This window comes from Inconstantimicrobium porci (assembly GCF_009696465.1).
GTDB classification, from domain to species: domain Bacteria; phylum Bacillota; class Clostridia; order Clostridiales; family Clostridiaceae; genus Inconstantimicrobium; species Inconstantimicrobium porci.
Genome location: NZ_VULX01000010.1, coordinates 55132 through 71459, shown reverse-complemented (window position 1 = coordinate 71459; position 16328 = coordinate 55132). Strand labels below are relative to the sequence as shown.

At 31.1% G+C, this 16328-nt stretch carries 19 protein-coding genes; 3 read left to right on the top strand and 16 right to left on the bottom strand.

Features of this window, described 5'->3' with window-relative positions:
• The first annotated feature begins 59 nt into the window (after positions 1-59).
• Positions 60-254, top strand: a complete 195-nt coding sequence (locus FYJ33_RS08435; protein ID WP_154531315.1) for a hypothetical protein — start codon at positions 60-62, stop codon at positions 252-254.
• 154 nt (positions 255-408) lie between these two features.
• On the opposite strand, the gene FYJ33_RS08430 is transcribed toward FYJ33_RS08435, so the two are convergent.
• From FYJ33_RS08430 to FYJ33_RS08405, 6 genes are all read right to left on the bottom strand, one after another.
• Positions 409-1011: a hypothetical protein gene (locus FYJ33_RS08430; RefSeq protein WP_154531314.1), complete on the bottom strand. Its 603-nt coding sequence runs from the start codon at positions 1009-1011 to the stop codon at positions 409-411.
• 288 nt (positions 1012-1299) lie between these two features.
• A complete protein-coding gene (locus tag FYJ33_RS08425) occupies positions 1300-1854 on the bottom strand; it encodes a sensor histidine kinase (RefSeq protein WP_154531313.1) in 555 nt (184 codons plus the stop codon).
• A gap of 150 nt (positions 1855-2004) precedes the next feature.
• Positions 2005-4113 (bottom strand): methyl-accepting chemotaxis protein, encoded by a 2109-nt coding sequence (locus tag FYJ33_RS08420; protein ID WP_154531312.1) that lies wholly within the window; start codon positions 4111-4113, stop codon positions 2005-2007.
• A 218-nt stretch (positions 4114-4331) separates the two neighbouring features.
• Positions 4332-4883, bottom strand: a complete 552-nt coding sequence (locus tag FYJ33_RS08415; protein WP_235900808.1) for a kinase — start codon at positions 4881-4883, stop codon at positions 4332-4334.
• Positions 4884-5047: 164 nt separating this feature from the next.
• Positions 5048-5281: a VOC family protein gene (locus tag FYJ33_RS16320; protein ID WP_277644176.1), complete on the bottom strand. Its 234-nt coding sequence runs from the start codon at positions 5279-5281 to the stop codon at positions 5048-5050.
• A gap of 240 nt (positions 5282-5521) precedes the next feature.
• A complete protein-coding gene (locus FYJ33_RS08405; protein WP_154531311.1) occupies positions 5522-5983 on the bottom strand; it encodes a GreA/GreB family elongation factor in 462 nt (153 codons plus the stop codon).
• 240 nt (positions 5984-6223) lie between these two features.
• On the opposite strand from FYJ33_RS08405, the gene FYJ33_RS08400 reads away from it, so the two are divergent.
• Complete coding sequence (locus FYJ33_RS08400) at positions 6224-6697, top strand: GNAT family N-acetyltransferase (protein ID WP_154531310.1); 474 nt, start codon at positions 6224-6226, stop codon at positions 6695-6697.
• Positions 6698-6865: 168 nt separating this feature from the next.
• Here the strand turns inward: FYJ33_RS08400 and FYJ33_RS08395 are convergent, their stop codons facing one another.
• Both FYJ33_RS08395 and FYJ33_RS08390 read right to left on the bottom strand, forming a co-directional pair.
• Positions 6866-7213, bottom strand: a complete 348-nt coding sequence (locus FYJ33_RS08395) for a hypothetical protein (protein ID WP_154531309.1) — start codon at positions 7211-7213, stop codon at positions 6866-6868.
• Positions 7214-7223: 10 nt separating this feature from the next.
• Positions 7224-7661 carry a hypothetical protein gene (locus tag FYJ33_RS08390; RefSeq protein ID WP_154531308.1) on the bottom strand — a complete coding sequence of 146 codons (438 nt, stop codon included), beginning with the start codon at positions 7659-7661 and terminating at the stop codon, positions 7224-7226.
• Positions 7662-7848: 187 nt separating this feature from the next.
• Between FYJ33_RS08390 and FYJ33_RS08385 the strand changes: the two genes are divergently transcribed.
• The gene (locus FYJ33_RS08385; protein WP_154531307.1) at positions 7849-8187 is read left to right on the top strand and encodes a hypothetical protein; all 339 of its coding nucleotides are present in this window, start codon (positions 7849-7851) and stop codon (positions 8185-8187) included.
• 252 nt (positions 8188-8439) lie between these two features.
• On the opposite strand, the gene FYJ33_RS08380 is transcribed toward FYJ33_RS08385, so the two are convergent.
• The 8 genes from FYJ33_RS08380 to FYJ33_RS08345 form a co-directional block, all read right to left on the bottom strand.
• Complete coding sequence (locus tag FYJ33_RS08380) at positions 8440-8847, bottom strand: hypothetical protein (protein ID WP_154531306.1); 408 nt, start codon at positions 8845-8847, stop codon at positions 8440-8442.
• Between the two features lie 41 nt (positions 8848-8888).
• Entirely contained in the window at positions 8889-9176 is a 288-nt protein-coding gene (locus FYJ33_RS08375; RefSeq protein ID WP_154531305.1) for a hypothetical protein, read from the bottom strand.
• Between the two features lie 2 nt (positions 9177-9178).
• Positions 9179-10771 (bottom strand): hypothetical protein, encoded by a 1593-nt coding sequence (locus FYJ33_RS08370; RefSeq protein ID WP_154531304.1) that lies wholly within the window; start codon positions 10769-10771, stop codon positions 9179-9181.
• A complete protein-coding gene (locus FYJ33_RS08365; RefSeq protein WP_154531303.1) occupies positions 10771-11652 on the bottom strand; it encodes an ABC transporter ATP-binding protein in 882 nt (293 codons plus the stop codon). The genes FYJ33_RS08370 and FYJ33_RS08365 overlap by 1 nt, the downstream gene beginning before the upstream one ends.
• 81 nt (positions 11653-11733) lie before the next feature.
• Positions 11734-12834, bottom strand: coding sequence for a sensor histidine kinase (locus tag FYJ33_RS08360; protein ID WP_235900807.1), 1101 nt, complete (start codon positions 12832-12834; stop codon positions 11734-11736).
• The gene (locus tag FYJ33_RS08355) at positions 12824-13516 is read right to left on the bottom strand and encodes a response regulator transcription factor (RefSeq protein WP_154531301.1); all 693 of its coding nucleotides are present in this window, start codon (positions 13514-13516) and stop codon (positions 12824-12826) included. Before FYJ33_RS08355 ends, FYJ33_RS08360 begins: the two co-directional genes overlap by 11 nt.
• 116 nt (positions 13517-13632) lie before the next feature.
• A complete protein-coding gene (locus FYJ33_RS08350; protein ID WP_154531300.1) occupies positions 13633-15057 on the bottom strand; it encodes a leucyl aminopeptidase family protein in 1425 nt (474 codons plus the stop codon).
• Between the two features lie 81 nt (positions 15058-15138).
• Complete coding sequence (locus FYJ33_RS08345) at positions 15139-16125, bottom strand: glycosyltransferase family 2 protein (protein WP_154531299.1); 987 nt, start codon at positions 16123-16125, stop codon at positions 15139-15141.
• Positions 16126-16328: the final 203 nt, after the last annotated feature.

Sequence of the window (16328 nt, the reverse complement as noted above, 5' to 3'; positions counted from 1 at the left end):
TTCTGAATATTATAAAATAAAAAGAAAGGATAAGATGGTGTCCCTCTGGTGATTAAATTATGAACATAAATACAATAGATATTAAGACGGATATAGGTAGAGAACTTAAAATAGAAGACGCAATAATTTTACTTAGCAATCTACAATCGGAGTTTGGATTTAGCTTTGTGATGGAACATATAGAAATAATAAATATACATAATGATAATTCTTATTATAGAGTGCTTTATGGTACAAGCAATAGCTGTAAATAAATTAATTTATTTACAGCTATTTTTAAATTTTTTATTTATAAATTCTTTTAAAAGTTCACAATAGTAATTTATTGGTAAAAAATAGAGATAGAAGAACAGCTTATTAAAGCTATATATTCTATCTCTAAAAAACAATTTGGTACATTATTTTTGCTTAGATTAAATACTTATCTAAATCACTAAATGACTTAAAACCTTTAACATCCATACTTATATCTGTTAATGAGTATAGAGGAAGATTAATCATAGCATTTTTATATTCATTGGGAACCTCACCTATATTAGTTTCAAGTACGGTTAATATCTTTGAAATAATTACTTCCTTATTTTTTTTTGTAGTATCATTTACTATCATTTCTCCAATATCAGTCATGCTATACGCCTCCTGCAATTTATTTCTTGCTTTTTCATCGCATACAAACTTTTGTACAAACAAATAAAGCAATTCGATACATTTATTCTTCATAACTGTATCTTTGATATGTTGAGTTAATTCTATAGCCTTCTCCGTCATTATGCCTCTCAAATATTCACTTTTCATCAACGGCAGTAAACATAAATTAATAGCGTCTAATTCAGTCAATGGAGCATTGCTATATATTTTATTACTCAATGTGTCATATTTATTGTCTCCGGAGTATTTAGATAAATATACTATTTTAGGCTTATATATTATATTGCCACTATCTAGCATTTCCTTTGCAATTGAGATTTCTCCAGTGTAAACAATTATAGTATATATAAGTATAAACTTCAATTCATAGCTTGTCCCCCAACTACTCACTCACCGAAGGTGAATTTCACTCAACGTCAGCTGAATCTCACTTGCGAAGCAAATTTCACTCCCCCACTCGCGTCAGCGAATTTCACTCAGCGCAGCTGAATCTCACTCACCCAAGGTGAATTTCACTCAACGTCAGCTGAATCTCACTTGCGAAGCAAATTTCACTCCCCCACTCGCGTCAGCGAATTTCACTCAGCGCAGCTGAATCTCACTCACCTTCGGTGAATTTCACTCGCGCCAGCGACCTTCTCGCGACTCTTCCTATTTCACCTGCAATGTTATTATAAACTCACTACCAACGTTAGGCTTACTTTTTAACTCTATATCTCCATTATGAAGCTTTATTATCTGTTTTGTTATAGTAAGTCCTAATCCACTGCCACCTTTTTGCTCAGATGTTTTATCTATTCCCTGATTAAATCTGTCAAATATTATTTTCTGGTTTTCTTCACTAATACCTGCTCCATTATCTTTTACACTTATCTTAATCTCTGTATCTAAATCAAATACTTTTACTTCGATTAAACCGCCTTCAGGTGTGAATTTTCCTGCGTTGCTGACTAAATTAATAATGCATCTTTCTATATCAAGCTTATCGCATTCAATTGATTTCTCCTCTACATCAGTATCAAAAATCAATTCAATACCCTTGTCCTCTATGTAATCCTTCATATCAAGCACTGTTTCTTCAACAAGATAAACTATGTCCACACTTTCTTTATTTATAACATAGCTGTTATTCTCCATTTTAGAATAGTCAATTAAGTTATTGATAAGGCTTAACAATCTGTTACAATTTCTGTGCATTGCATCCATATAATATGATATTAAGTCATGAGCTTTGCTGAAACCTCCTTTATAAAAAATCTAGATTATATTTAAAGTCTATAAACTAAAAAAGAGCCTGTCATCAGTAGTTTTTATCTGCTAATGACATAGACTCTTTTATCCTATATAAAAATCTAATTAAATTTTAAATCTTGCAATTGATTCTTCAAGTTCAGTTGCTTTGCTGTCAAGTACGCTTGCCAGTGATGATATTTCCTCAGTTGAAGCTAACTGTTCTTCTGCAGATGAAACAATATCCTGAACATTATCAGAGAAGTCATTTGCTATTTTGCTAACTTCCTTAACATTGTCAGTTACTTCTCTAGAGTTGTCTTGAGTTCTTTCACACCACTGAACAACACTGTTAATCTGCTCTGTTATGCTTGATATTGATGATAATATCTTATCAAATGCTTCGCTTGTTTCTGTTACAACCTTTAATCCATCCTGTACATTGCCTGCTACAGTACTTGCTTTTGCAATAGAATCACTGCTGTCTCTCTGAATTAATGCAATTATTTCAGAAATTTCTTTTGCTGAGTTAGCTGATTCTTCCGCTAATTTTCTAACTTCCTCTGCTACTACAGCAAAGCCCTTACCATTTTCACCAGCTCTAGCTGCTTCAATTGATGCATTTAAAGCTAATAAGTTTGTCTGTTCTGCAATATCTGTAATAGTCTCTATGATTCTTCCAATGTCCTGAGATTTTTCTCCTAATGAATTTATAATTACATTTGACTCATCAACTGAATCCTTAATTGTGTTCATCATCTTTACTGTACTTGTCATATATTTATTACCATTAGCTGCAAAGCTACCAGCCTGTTTTGATGATTGAAGAATTACATTACAGTTATCAGATATATTATCAATATTTGTACTCATTTCTTGAACTATTGTCGACGCATTATCTACAATCTTAACCTGATTTTCTGCTTTATCAACAATTTCTTGAATAGAATTTGTAACCACATTTGCAGCCTTAGCTGTCTCTTCAGTTATCTTTGCCAGATCCTCAGTTGAACCAATAACATCTGATGCTACATCTTTATTCTTTGCTACTATTTCTCTAAATGAAGTTAATACCTTATTTAAACCATCAAGTATCTTACTTGTTTCATCCTTAACATCACTCTCAATAACAATATTAAGATTTGCATCAGCAATTTCATCTGTAGATTCTTTAATAACATTAATTGTATTCATTGTTCCTATATAGAATGAAATAAATACGTACGCTAAAAATATACTATTAACTACTGTTATTATTAAAGTCATAGCTCTTGTTATTTGAGCTGTTCTGTTTTTAGTATTTAATGTCTTGAGTAAATCTTTTGTTTCATCATTTATTAGTGAATAAATATCTTCAACAGTATTTGTTGCCTTATCAAAATACTGCTGAGAATCAATATTTATAGTTTCTGCAGTAATAAGATCATCAACAATCATTTCAATCATCTCTGCAGAACCTTGAAATGCCTTATCAATATCTTTGCTTAACTGTTCTTTAAATTCAGGTAGTAATTCATATATTACCTCGATTCCTCTTTGAGCACTGTTAAGATTTGTCTGTGCTGACTGGCTTAAAAACTGAAGTTCAAATTTTTCATCATCAGTGATTGCTTTTTTAGCTGCCACACCAGAACCAATACCTCTTGCAAGAGCTATGTTTTCTGCAACCGATGGCATTTCATAAACGATTGAACGTGTTAAATAATATGTATCTAAATCACTCTGTAATGATAACTTTGAATTTTCAGAAATTGCATTGTTAAGCTCCATAAGATTATTAATCAAATTATTATGCTTTTCCTTAACTTCCTTTGCTGTTAATGTCTTGCCTTCTATATAAATTTCATTAAAAGAACTCTTTATACTATTGAAGCTGTCATTAACTTTAAAATCGCTGCCATACTTACTGTTCATCTTTTCAACAGCTGCTAAATCATTTTTTATCTCGCCTTCTTTTGCAATAATTTTATCCTTTACTGATTGATTACCGTTGCTATACATCAAAGATAATCCTCTATGCTCCTGTACATGCTTAATAAGTTTATTTGATTCACTTAGATATGTTAATCCGTTAACTTGTGAAACAGTTACTTTAGCAGCGCTACTCATATTAAATAAAAATACTGTAACGAATCCTAAATAAGGAAGGAAAAATACACAAGCCATTAATATGAATTTCTTAGGGTAGCTTAACCTATTCATGAATTTTGTCCCCAATTTAAAATACTTATTCATATTACCTCCTAATATTTTGTTTTTTACTTTATATTAATTTTCGACATTTGTTAACATTTCTTTAAGGTCGTTTGTTAATTAGATTGAAATTTTTTTCTTATATCTACGAACTTATATTTTTACCCATAAATAAATGTATGTCATTACAACTTTGCTTTCTTATATTTATGCACAAAAAAAGATGCACCCTTATGGATGCACCTTAATTTCTTATCTAATTATTCATTTAAGTTATTAAGTATAATCTCTACAGTCTCATCAAGTCCTAAATCTTTTGTCAGCGCTCTGTCTTTAAATACTCCTGTAAAATCTTTATCCCGCCACCATTGTTTCATATCTTCTCTTCCAAAATCATGGCAGTTAGGTTTTGTTTCATGCCTCTTAAGTGTTTCTTCAAAAGGAATATCATAATAATATGCATAGACATTATCATTGAATTCTGACTTCACAGTTTCAAATAATTCCTTATACCAGTCTGCATATAAGATTCCTTCAAGGATAACATAATCACAGTTTTTTCTTCCATACTTAACAAGGTCAATTAGCAAAGATACAGCCTTTGTATCACTGCCATCCTTTACCCACAGCATTTCCCTTCTAATAACATCCTGAGAAATAAGCAGTGTTCCACGCCCAAGTTTCTTCTGAAGTTCTTTAGCAACAGTAGTTTTGCCACTTCCTGAATTACCTCTAAGTATAATTATTTTAGATGAACTTTCCATAATACATACCTCTTCTGCATTACAATTTTCACATTTTATACTTTGCATTATAACCTCCTACTTAACTCCAGTAACATTACCACTATCATCAGTAGTGTACATCCCTTTTGTCATGTCAAGCATACAGAACTCATTATCCCACTTATCCTTGACTACTACGCATTTACCAATATCAATGTCAAAAGGACCATATACAAGCGTACCACCTGCTTCTAAAAACTTAGCAGTGCTTCCTCTACTGATTCAACCTTAAAATCTACTATTGGATTATGTTCTTTTACCAGCACAACTTCAGTAATGTCATTGCTCATTCCAAGTCCACATGAAGTATCTGTCCTCCACAGAAGTTTAAGTCCAAGTGATTCTGAATAAAACTTTATACCTTCATTAAGATTATCAACATAAAAAGATACACAGTCCACATTTTGAAATAATGATTTTTCCACTATACATCTCCCCTTAATACTAAATTCATTAATACACTATCCTTTAATTCCACCTTTAAAAGAAATGCTTGTCCATCATAATTATATAAATTTATAAATGATTAATAGCCAGTCCTTCTGAGCACAAATAAAGAAACTCCCACTAGGGAGTTCCTTCCTTTTCTCTTCTCTGTTCTCTATTCGTTATTAACTAGCCACCATTTTTTCAATAGTTGTAAATTTAAAATTGTTCTATCCATATTATAATATTTCAAGTATTTCTACTTTATATTTTCCGCCTGGTGCATTAACTTCAACAACATCCCCAACCTTTGCACCTGATAAAGCCTTACCAAGATCTGATTCTATACTTATATGCATGTTTTCAGGATCAAGGTCAACTGTAGTTACAAGCTTTATAGTTTCCTCTTCATCATCTTCAACAAATCTAACTCTTGCTGAACTGTTTATGCCAAGAGTTGTTTTATCAGTACTGTCCTCTACTACTGTTGCTGTTGTAATCATGCTTAAAAGATATTGTATTCTATTATCATTTTCTCTATAATTTGCACATGCCTCTTTGTATTCAGCATTTTCAGATCTATCTCCATGAGCAGCTGCAATCATCTTTTCCTTTGCAATTTCAGCTCTCTTTACTGTAAGTCTATAATCAAGTTCTTCTTGTAACTTCTTTATATTTTCCTCAGTTAATGTATTATGCATAAAAATAACCCTCCATTAATCTGCTTAAAATTCATCATTTTTTATACTTTTAACTATAGTACCTAATTTCTATATAATCAAGTTTTTTATAATTTAATACTTAATTGAAATCAGGCAAGCCATCAATTTCTTTATAATGCATTTATTGTAATATTATTCCTAACACTGTATAATCTTTCATGAGGAATACTGACTACCAAACTTTCAACAAAACAAATTTATAACGAAAGAGATGATACTATGGAAATAACAAAGATTACAGATAAAAATAGAAATGAAATTAATGATTTTATCAAAAAGCAGTGGTTCAGCACTACAATGGCAATAAGAGGAGAATTATTCGATATGGCTGTTCTGCCTGGTTTCGTATGTTATGAAGATAATGAAATTATTGGACTTGTTACATACAGATTTGATGGAAAAGACTGCGAAGTTATGTCTCTTGACAGCCTTAAAGAAAACTGCGGAATAGGGACTGCGCTAATGAACAAGGTTTATGAAGAGGCTAAAAAATCTGGCTGCAAAAAGCTAAAACTGATTACTACTAATGATAACTTAAATGCAATAAAATTTTATCAGAAACGTGGCTTTGATATGACATTTATATATGTTAATGCAGTTGAAGCTGCACGTAAGATTAAGCCTTCAATTCCTGAAAAGGGAGACTATGACATTCCAATTAGACATGAAATTGAATTTGAAAAACTAATTTAGCTTGAAAGACATATTCCGAAGCCTCCGTCGCTTCACTCCAAGTCGTTTCTACATATATCTTTCAATCCATCATTTAATTATTTTATTTTTTCATATATGTTTTTGATATCACTTTTTTATAAGAAAACATTTAACAAATGGCTTAACCACTAAGGTTAAGCCATTCTACTATTTTCCCTCAAAGAAAATATAATTTTCAGCATTTTCAGATCTGAATTCGTTGTCGTCATTACATCTTACATACACTTTATATTTTGTATCTTTAACGATAGCTGCTGTGAATCTTAGTATAACTGACTTCTTATCTTCACCTACTGAAATACTTACTTTGCCATTTGTTAAGCAGTTGCTTTCATTTACTGTATCATCCTTGCTCATAGAAGCAATTCCTTCTGCTGTGATGTCAGACATGCTTTGAACCCAGTAATTTTTAGCTTCACACATTTTTCCGCCATCAATTTCATTATCAAAAGTAATCTTTACAGCATTACTGCCTATCTGCTCGATTTTTTTCATTTTTACTGTATTATTTTTTTTTTTCGTCACATTTGCAACCGTCATCTTTGTCTTTTTTGTCGTCTTTCTTTTCGCACTTATCTTTCTTATCCTTTTTGTCCTTCTTATCTTTTTTATCCTTCTTGCAATCATCATCGTCTTTGTGATGATGATGTCTCATTTTATCAGACTCTGCTTCAGCATCTGTCTGCTTATCCTTCTGTGCTTCAGCGTCAGTTTGTTTATCCTTCTTTACCTCACCATCAGTTTTCTTATCTTGTTGAGCTTTTGCATCTGTCTTTTTGTCCTTTGGAGCCTCCTCTGCTTTTGTCTGTTTACTTAGCTCTTTCTTTTCTTCAATTTTTACAGGTGCACCATCTTCCATCGCATAAACCGGCCTGCTCATTGATGGAGCCAACTGTGATATAGTCATTGCTGCCAGCATTGCTGCTATTGCCGTTTTTTTCATATTTTTTCACTCCTTAATAAAAAATAATTACAGGTATTAGTATCTGATTATTTTCATAAAATTATTTATAGAAGAGAAAAAATAATATATAATTTAGATTACAAAGTGAAATTCAAGAAATGTATAATTCAAAATAACTAATTTTACTATGCTCTATGGCTTATTAAATAATCGGAGGTGTGTAATTTTGAAAAATAATTTACGTGAAAAATTCATAATAAAACTAAACAAACTTCCAAAGGCAGCAGTTATCGCAATTGGCTTTTTAATAATAATGCTTGCAGGAGTTGCTGAAGTTTTATTAAACAAAGTATCAAAATATGTTGGTCCAGTTGCATTCGTCATCATAGCTTTTATAGGATTCTGGGTTATTATTTCACCTAATGAATACAAAAGGATAATGTCAAAAGAAGAAACTAACAAGAAAACTGCAGTCAAAGTCTCTAAAATAAACACTGCAAATAACACAACAGTAAAGAAAACTAACAAGAAACAAAATAAAAAAAAGAAAAAGAAGAGAAGATAGAGTTTTAAGACCTATTCCGACTCCTCCGTCGGCAAGCTCCAAGTCGGCTCTACATAGGTCTTAAAACTCTAGACCTCAAAAATTCTTTAAATAAAAACATCCAGTGAAAAAATTGATAATAATCTTTTCACTGGATGTTTTACTCTATTATCTATAACATTTTTTACAAGGTCTATATCCGCTTGTCTCTGCTCTGGATTTACTTATTGCATAAGAATTTTTCATTCTTCCGCATTGAGGTCTACTATGATATCAATCTCCATTACCTGAGGATGCTACATAAACAGTTCGTCCCTTTCTATCTTCAGTATTAGTATTATTTGAATTTGAGTTAGTACTTGTTTGAACGCTAGCCTGTTTCACCTGTTCTTCTTTCTGCTTTTTAGCCTCTTGTTCTTTTTGCATCTCCTCCTGTCTTTTTTGTTCTGCTATTTTTTGTTGTTCTTCTAATTTCTTTTGCTCTTCTTGTTTTTTCTTCTCTTCCCTCTGTTTATCTTCTTCTAATTTTTTATTATAACGTAAATTAGTCAACTTAGTGCTAAATATCCTTTTAGCATAATTCCTATATTCAGTATCTTGTAGACTTGCTATTTTATTATTGATTTCATCTACTTTTTTATTATCATCAATAGACTTAATATAATTATCCTTCAGATTCATTTAAAGATCCTTTTTAACAAAATTCGTATTTATGGAATTTCTTACAAATTATCGTCTTTAAATTGCACTCTGTCTAATAATTTATTCATTCTGAAATTCATGATAACAAACATTATAATGAAGAACAAAACTACACTGCCTATCATATAACACTCCATAAAGATTCTGCTTTTATGATATAAATTTATAAAAGCATAATATACTTTGCTAGATACTACGTATGTTCCAAACAACATAGAAGATAAAAATATTAAGACGATAGCAGCTGATGATATTATGCTTAACGCCATATTTATATAAATACCTAGTTTAAATTTGTTTCTATCCATATCTACACTTCCTTATATTTTCTAATTATTTTTGTTAACATTGTAAAAACTGCAGCTGCAATTATATATACAATCAGCATTTTGATATCACCTTTTGCGGCAAAACCTGTAAAGTCAAGATAATCAATTTTGTTCATCACTCCAAAATACCATAAAAGTATATAGATAATTTCAAACAATCTTTCATTGCTTAACAATGCAGCAAGAAGAAAAGCTAGTCCACAAACACCTGCAATACCTGATATAAATGAACATAATACAGCGATTTGTCCTTCAAGCAGCAGCTTTAGTAGTATTCCACTCTGCACAACAAGATCTACAATTACAACTGAAATAAAAGAAACAAACCAATAGTGCTTGTAGTTTTCACAGCTTTTGATAAGCTGTAGCACATTATTCTTTCTATCCTTAACTGATGATTCAGCTATAAAGCCTAGTGGCAGCAGTGATGATATAGGAAGAATGTATTTTTCAATTTTACTAACAGGCAGTAAAACCTCTAAGAAAAACAGAAAGATAACTGCCAGTATTAATAAGACACTTCTATTCTTAAGAATCAGCTTTATCTCACAGCTTATATTTAAGAGAACACTATACTTAAAGTCAGCATCACTTAACCTGCCTAATATATTAACTTTATTCTTTTGCACAAACTTATTATTGATTAATTTATTCTTATTCTTTCCCATAGATATAATGCTCTTTTTATGAGACTTTTCATAAAATCCTCTAAATACAAGGCAGCTTATCATTATTATCACTATTGCTGCTGCTAGATAAAGTAGTCTGATTTTTATGATTTGCATGTCAAAGCTCATTCCATGCCATACAATATAATTTATCTCTGCATTATTCTTATCTCCAAACAGCTCAATCATATTTGATGTTATTGATGGATGAATAGACTTTATGCCATTAATCATGGCTTTTATAAGAATACCAATGCCAAAGAAATCTTTATTTAATAAATTCTCTTTGTTATTAGCAAGATTTTCCATACCAAATATATAAGATACCATATAACATAGAAAATAAGCTATATTGCCCATACTTCCTCGTAAAAAACTTATACATTCAAATAAAACAGCCATAGCCGCTGTTACACAAATAACAGGAAATACTATAACTAATATTGGCTTGATAATTGATATAAAGTTTATTTTATAAGATTCACCTCTTACAATCTGCACTAGAATAGATGACATAACACAGCTTAATACTATAGTTATTAAAACTAGAAGGCTGCTAAGAAACTTGCCTGTAAGATATGCAGACTTTTTAACTGATGCTGTACCAAGGATTTCATTAACACCAGTTATTCTGTCATGTTCAATATTTCCACGTACAAGATAAAAGCCAAACAATGATAAAAACACTGAAATCACAAGGGCAATCATTGCTCCAATCCACTCTGAGTTATATATTCCTCTGTAAATTGTCTTTCCCACCTGCATATAATTTGTTATATATTCTGCATTTTTGGGTGCAATAAATAAAAAGCATAATATCATGATTAAAATAAGAACACATAGATATTTAAAGCTTCTTACTCTTTCTTTAAAATCAGCTTTGGCAACACTTAGTATTGTTCTCATTACATATCACCTCTGTCCTTGAAGTGGCAGTAATACATGTATGCATCCTCTAAACGTGGTTCAACTTTTACTGCATATTTCATAGGCATGTTATCAGAAATCACCCTTACTTCTACATTGTCGCCAATCCTATTTATACTGCTGACTACATACTTCATACGGAAAGTATTTAACTCACTATATGGAATAGTTTCCTTCCAAACCATCCCTCGAACTGAATTTATTAAATTTTCTATAGAATCATAACACTTTAAACTGCCCTTCTTCATAATGGCAATTTTATCAGCTATAGACTCTATATCTGTGACTATATGTGTTGAATAAAGAATAATTCTATTATTTGATATTTCAGATATGATATTTCTAATATTGGCACGTTCTTCTGGATCTAATCCTACTGTAGGTTCATCAAGTATTAGAAATTTAGGATCATTTAAAAGAGATTGTGCAATACCAACTCTTTGTTTCATCCCTCCAGAATAGCTCTTAAGAGGACTATCTGCTACATCGTGAAGATTTAATAGCTCCAAAAGTTCATTAATTCTCTTTTTAGCAGCCTTTTTACTCATTCCCTTTACAGCTGCTATATACTCAAGAAATTCTCTTGCACTTAAATTTGGATAAATCCCAAAATTCTGTGGCAGATAGCCTAAGATATGTTTCAAATAGTCTTCATTTTTTAATATATCTACATCATCTACTGATACACTTCCAGAGCTTGGCTTCATTATCGTAGATAAAATTCTCATTAATGTGGATTTGCCAGCGCCATTTTGTCCTAACAGACCAATAACACCATTTTCTAATTCTAAATCAATGTTCTTTAATGCAAATACGCCCTTTGCATATTCTTTTGACAAATTATTAATTCTTATATTCATAAATACATAATCCTCCCTGAATCTTATGTATTTATGATACAAATTTTTCTCTTTTTAAATCTAAACTTTTTCTTACGAAAATTATAACATTACCTTACAATTTGCAATTTCTATTATAAAATCTGTTTTTTTCTTACTGCTTGTTACTTCAATGCTGCCGTTATGAAGCTCAACTACAGCTTTAACTATGGCTAGTCCAAGACCTGTACCTTCTCTTTTTTCACATGTCTTCTCTGCTCTATAAAGTCTGTTAAATAAAGTACCTATATCTTTAGCATCTATCATATCTCCATAGTTTCTAAAAATAATCTGCACTTTACCTTCAGTTGTTTCACTGATATAAATATCTAATTTCCTGCCAGAACTTCCATACTTGATACAGTTTGAAGTAAGGTTATTAAATACTCTCACCATAAAAAGCGGATCTGCATAAATTTTAATATGCTCCTTTGCTGCATGAATCTCGTATGTCATATTTTCTTTTTCAAAATCCGGCATAAAACCAATTAAGCTCTGACTTATCAATTCACCAGCATCAAGCTCAGCTAAATTAAGTTTTATATCACCATTAGATATTTTGGTGAACTCAAAAAGCTGATTAACTGATTCTTCAAGCTCTTTTGATTTACTTAGGACGATTTTAATATAATGATCAAGCTCCTTTTCATCAGTATATTTTTTACTTGCGATTATTTCTAAAAAGCCAAGAATGGAAGTCAGCGGTGTTCTTAAATCATGTGACAGGTTTGTAATCATATTATTCTTCTGCTTCTCCCATAATCTCTCCCTGGCAATTAATTTCTTTATGCTGTCAGCCATGTTATTGATATTTTCAGAAAGATTGCTTAATTCATTATTTCCGCGCTTTGAAATCTGTATATCTAAATCTCCCTGTGCTGCCTCATTAACCTTTTCTGTTATTTCTTCAATATAATCTGTTATGCTGTCCATGCGCTTGAAGAAAATCATACACATTATGATTATAAAGATTAAAAGCATGCTTAAAGTAAATAGAAGCATAGCATATACGTTAGTGTTATATTCATTAATAAACTTCATATACAGTTTGTTACTGCATTTATGAAGCAGGAAAATAGCTCCAAAATATAGAAATAAACTTATGATTAATGATAATACTGCAGAAATAAAGAAGTTGAATAGTATTTTAAACTTAATTTTCAATTTTATATCCAACTCCCCATACAGTTTCTAATATTTTTGGATTCTTTGCATCTTCCTCAATCTTTTCTCTAAGTCTCCATATATGAACCATTACAGTATTATTGGCTTCAAAATATTTTTCCTTCCACACACTTTTAAAAATATCTTCAGCATTAAACACTTTTCCAGGGTTTGAACATAAAAGCAGGAGAATATCATATTCCTTAGGCGTTAGCTTTAATTGCTCTCCATAAAGATACACCTTATGTTTTTCTTTATTTATGCTTATTCCCTTGATTTCTATTACATTATCATCTTTTTCTTTTGCATCTCTATCTAGATAATATCTTCTTCTGATCTGCGCTTTAACTCTTGCTGATAATTCCAAAGGATTAAATGGTTTTGTAATATAATCATCTGCACCAAGTGAAAGCCCCTGAATTTTATCAATATCCTGACTCTTAGCGCTGACCATAATAATGGGTATGTTATAATCCTTTCTTATCTTCATGCAGACATCAAATCCATTTATTTTAGGCATCATAACGTCAAGAATTATTAAATCCACCTTCTGCTCATTAACTATTTTTAAAGCATCTTCACCATTATATGCTTTTAATATATTGTAGCCGTCACTTTTAAGATATACTTCTATAAGTTCATTTATTTCAACTTCATCATCGACTATAAGTACATTAAACATAAAAGCCCCCTATATATAAGAAAAGTACTTTAATACTATAATCATATAACATCAAAGTACTTTGTTCTTTTAGTATATAAATATTTTAATTTTAAAATATCAAATTACTTTAATTATTATCTATTAAAATAATAATATATTGATTTAACTCCGAAGCCTGAACCACCTTTGGCATTTGTGAAGGCAACTCCTGCTATATCAACATGCATGAATTTCTTGTCTTCCTTAAACTGATCAAGGAATAATCCTGCGCATATTCCAGCTGCTGAAACTGATTTGTTCTTAAGATCAGCTATATCTGATTTTATCATTTCCTTATACTCATCAAATACTGGCATTCTCCAATACTTTTCCCCTGTCAATGTGCTCTTTGATACCATCTTTTCATACATATCATCATCAGTAGTTAAAACTGCTGCACATACATCACCAAAGAAGTTTGCACAAGACCCAGTTAAAGTTGAAAATTCTACTATGCTGTCTACATTTTCTTTTCTTACAAGGTAAGTAAGAGCATCAGCCATAGTAAGTCTTCCTTCAGCATCAGTGCTACCGATAAATACAGACTTGCCGTTCATAGTGCTTAGGATATCGCCATTTCTGTAGCCTTTGCCATCAACCATGTTTTCACATGCAGCAACTACTGCTACGATATTCTTCTTAACCTTGTTAGCTGCCATTGCACACATTGCTCCAATAACAGATGCAGCTCCAGCCATATCACTCTTTTCTTCAACCATGCTTCTGCCTGGCTTTAAGAATAATCCGCCTGAATCGTAGCATAATCCTTTACCAATTATTCCTTCGTAAGAATCGCTGTCTAATCCTTTATATTTCATAACAATGAACTTAGGTTCATTAACGCTTGCAGATGCAACTGCTAAGAATGCGCTCATTCCTAAAGCTTCACATTCTTCTTTTGAATAAACTTTAACATCAAATCCATACTTAGTACCTAGGTGAACAGTTCTTTCTGCAAGTTCTGCTGGAGTAAGCACGTTTGCAGGTTCATTTACAAGGTCTTTTGAAATCTTTATTCCTTCAGCTATGTTGTTAGCTTCTTCTAATGCCTCAACATAATCACCATATATATAAATTTCTTTTTCCTGCTTGTCCTTTTTGTCTAATATGTATTTATCAAAAGTATACTCACTCATAGGCATAGTCATAGCAAACTGCTTAACGATTTCTTCTTTGTCGTCAGTAAACACAAGTTCAGTAAGCTTGTCTATAAAAGCCGCCTTAGAATTTATTTCTTTTAATTTTGAACCTAATTTTAATACAGTCTTTCTGAAGAAAGCAAAAGCATCTTCTCTATGACAATCAAAACCTACTATAAGAAGGTTTCTGAACTCTTCACCAATTTTAATTCTTCTATATTTTATTTCTCCTGCTTTTAATGAAGTATCATCGTTTCCGTAATATTCATCATATATCTTCTGTAATGTAGGGCAAGTAAACTTTGGTGCAGTATCAAACTTTGTAAAAGTTACTATTGTATCTACATTATGAGGGCAGGATTTAGTCATTTTTATAATCATTTATAACCACTCCTTATTTTAACAACATACTATATTATAACCATATACTAGACATTGTATCAATAATTATATATTTTAAAATCATACTGATATAGCATCTATTAATCTCTTAGCTTTATTTCTATCATAGCAGTTCATAAGAAAAGCCGCTTTAACCTTATCCTTTTTTGCCTGCTCTTCAAAGAACAGATTATGACCATAATCAGGAATATATTTTTTGATTTCCTTATCAATTATTTTTAGGAAATCATCCATATTTTTATTTTCCACTGCTACATATGTTTTAAACATGTCAAACCATATACCTAAAACAACATTTTCAATAACTGGTCTTAAAATTTCAAACTTATTTTCCCTTCTCATATTGTCTAGATACTTACTGCTGAAAATATCATTAATCTTAAAAAAACCATTCCTTTTTCCCTTGTTAGTAAATGAGTCTTCGTTATTACAATAATGATATAATGGCTTGTCTAATATACCCACCTTATGTATTCTACAGTATAGTCTATTAAGAAAGTCCACATCTTCATACTGCAGTCTTTCAATAAACTGTATACCGCTATTTCTTATTACATCGCTCTTATAAAGCTTTGACCAGAGGAATCCACATGTAATAAACATCATAACTCTCTTCTCTAAAGTTACTTCTCCCTCCATGCTTTTATTCCACAAGTACATATCTTTGTTTTTTCTCTCACTGTAGTAGCCACAGTCCACAATATCATAATCATCTTCCTTAGCCTTCTCATACATAAGCTCATACGTATTTTTATCCATATAATCATCACTGTCAGCAAAGGCTATATACTCGCCACTAGTATACTGTAGTGCTGCATTTCTCGCACCACCTGGTCCCAGATTTTCATCAAGCTTAATTACAAGCACTCTTTCTGGATCTATTTTTTCAAATTCATATAAAATATTAAGACTATTATCAGTAGAGCAGTCATCGACAAAAATGAATTCCATCTCCTTTAACGTCTGTTCCTTTAATGATAAAATTACCCTTTTAAGATATTTTTCACTGTTATATACAGGAATAATAACAGACACCTTACACTTCATATTTTAGTCCCCACTTACATCTTTTTAGTTATTTAACTTATTATAACATATATCGCTATTTAATATTTAAATATAAAATTTCAATTACATGCTTGGCCATGCAAAGCATAAAAATTATCAATTAGAACACTCACTATCACTGAATTATTGAACAATTCTCAAAACAATCACCTTCCACCTGAAAAAGCCACAGGTGGAATTGC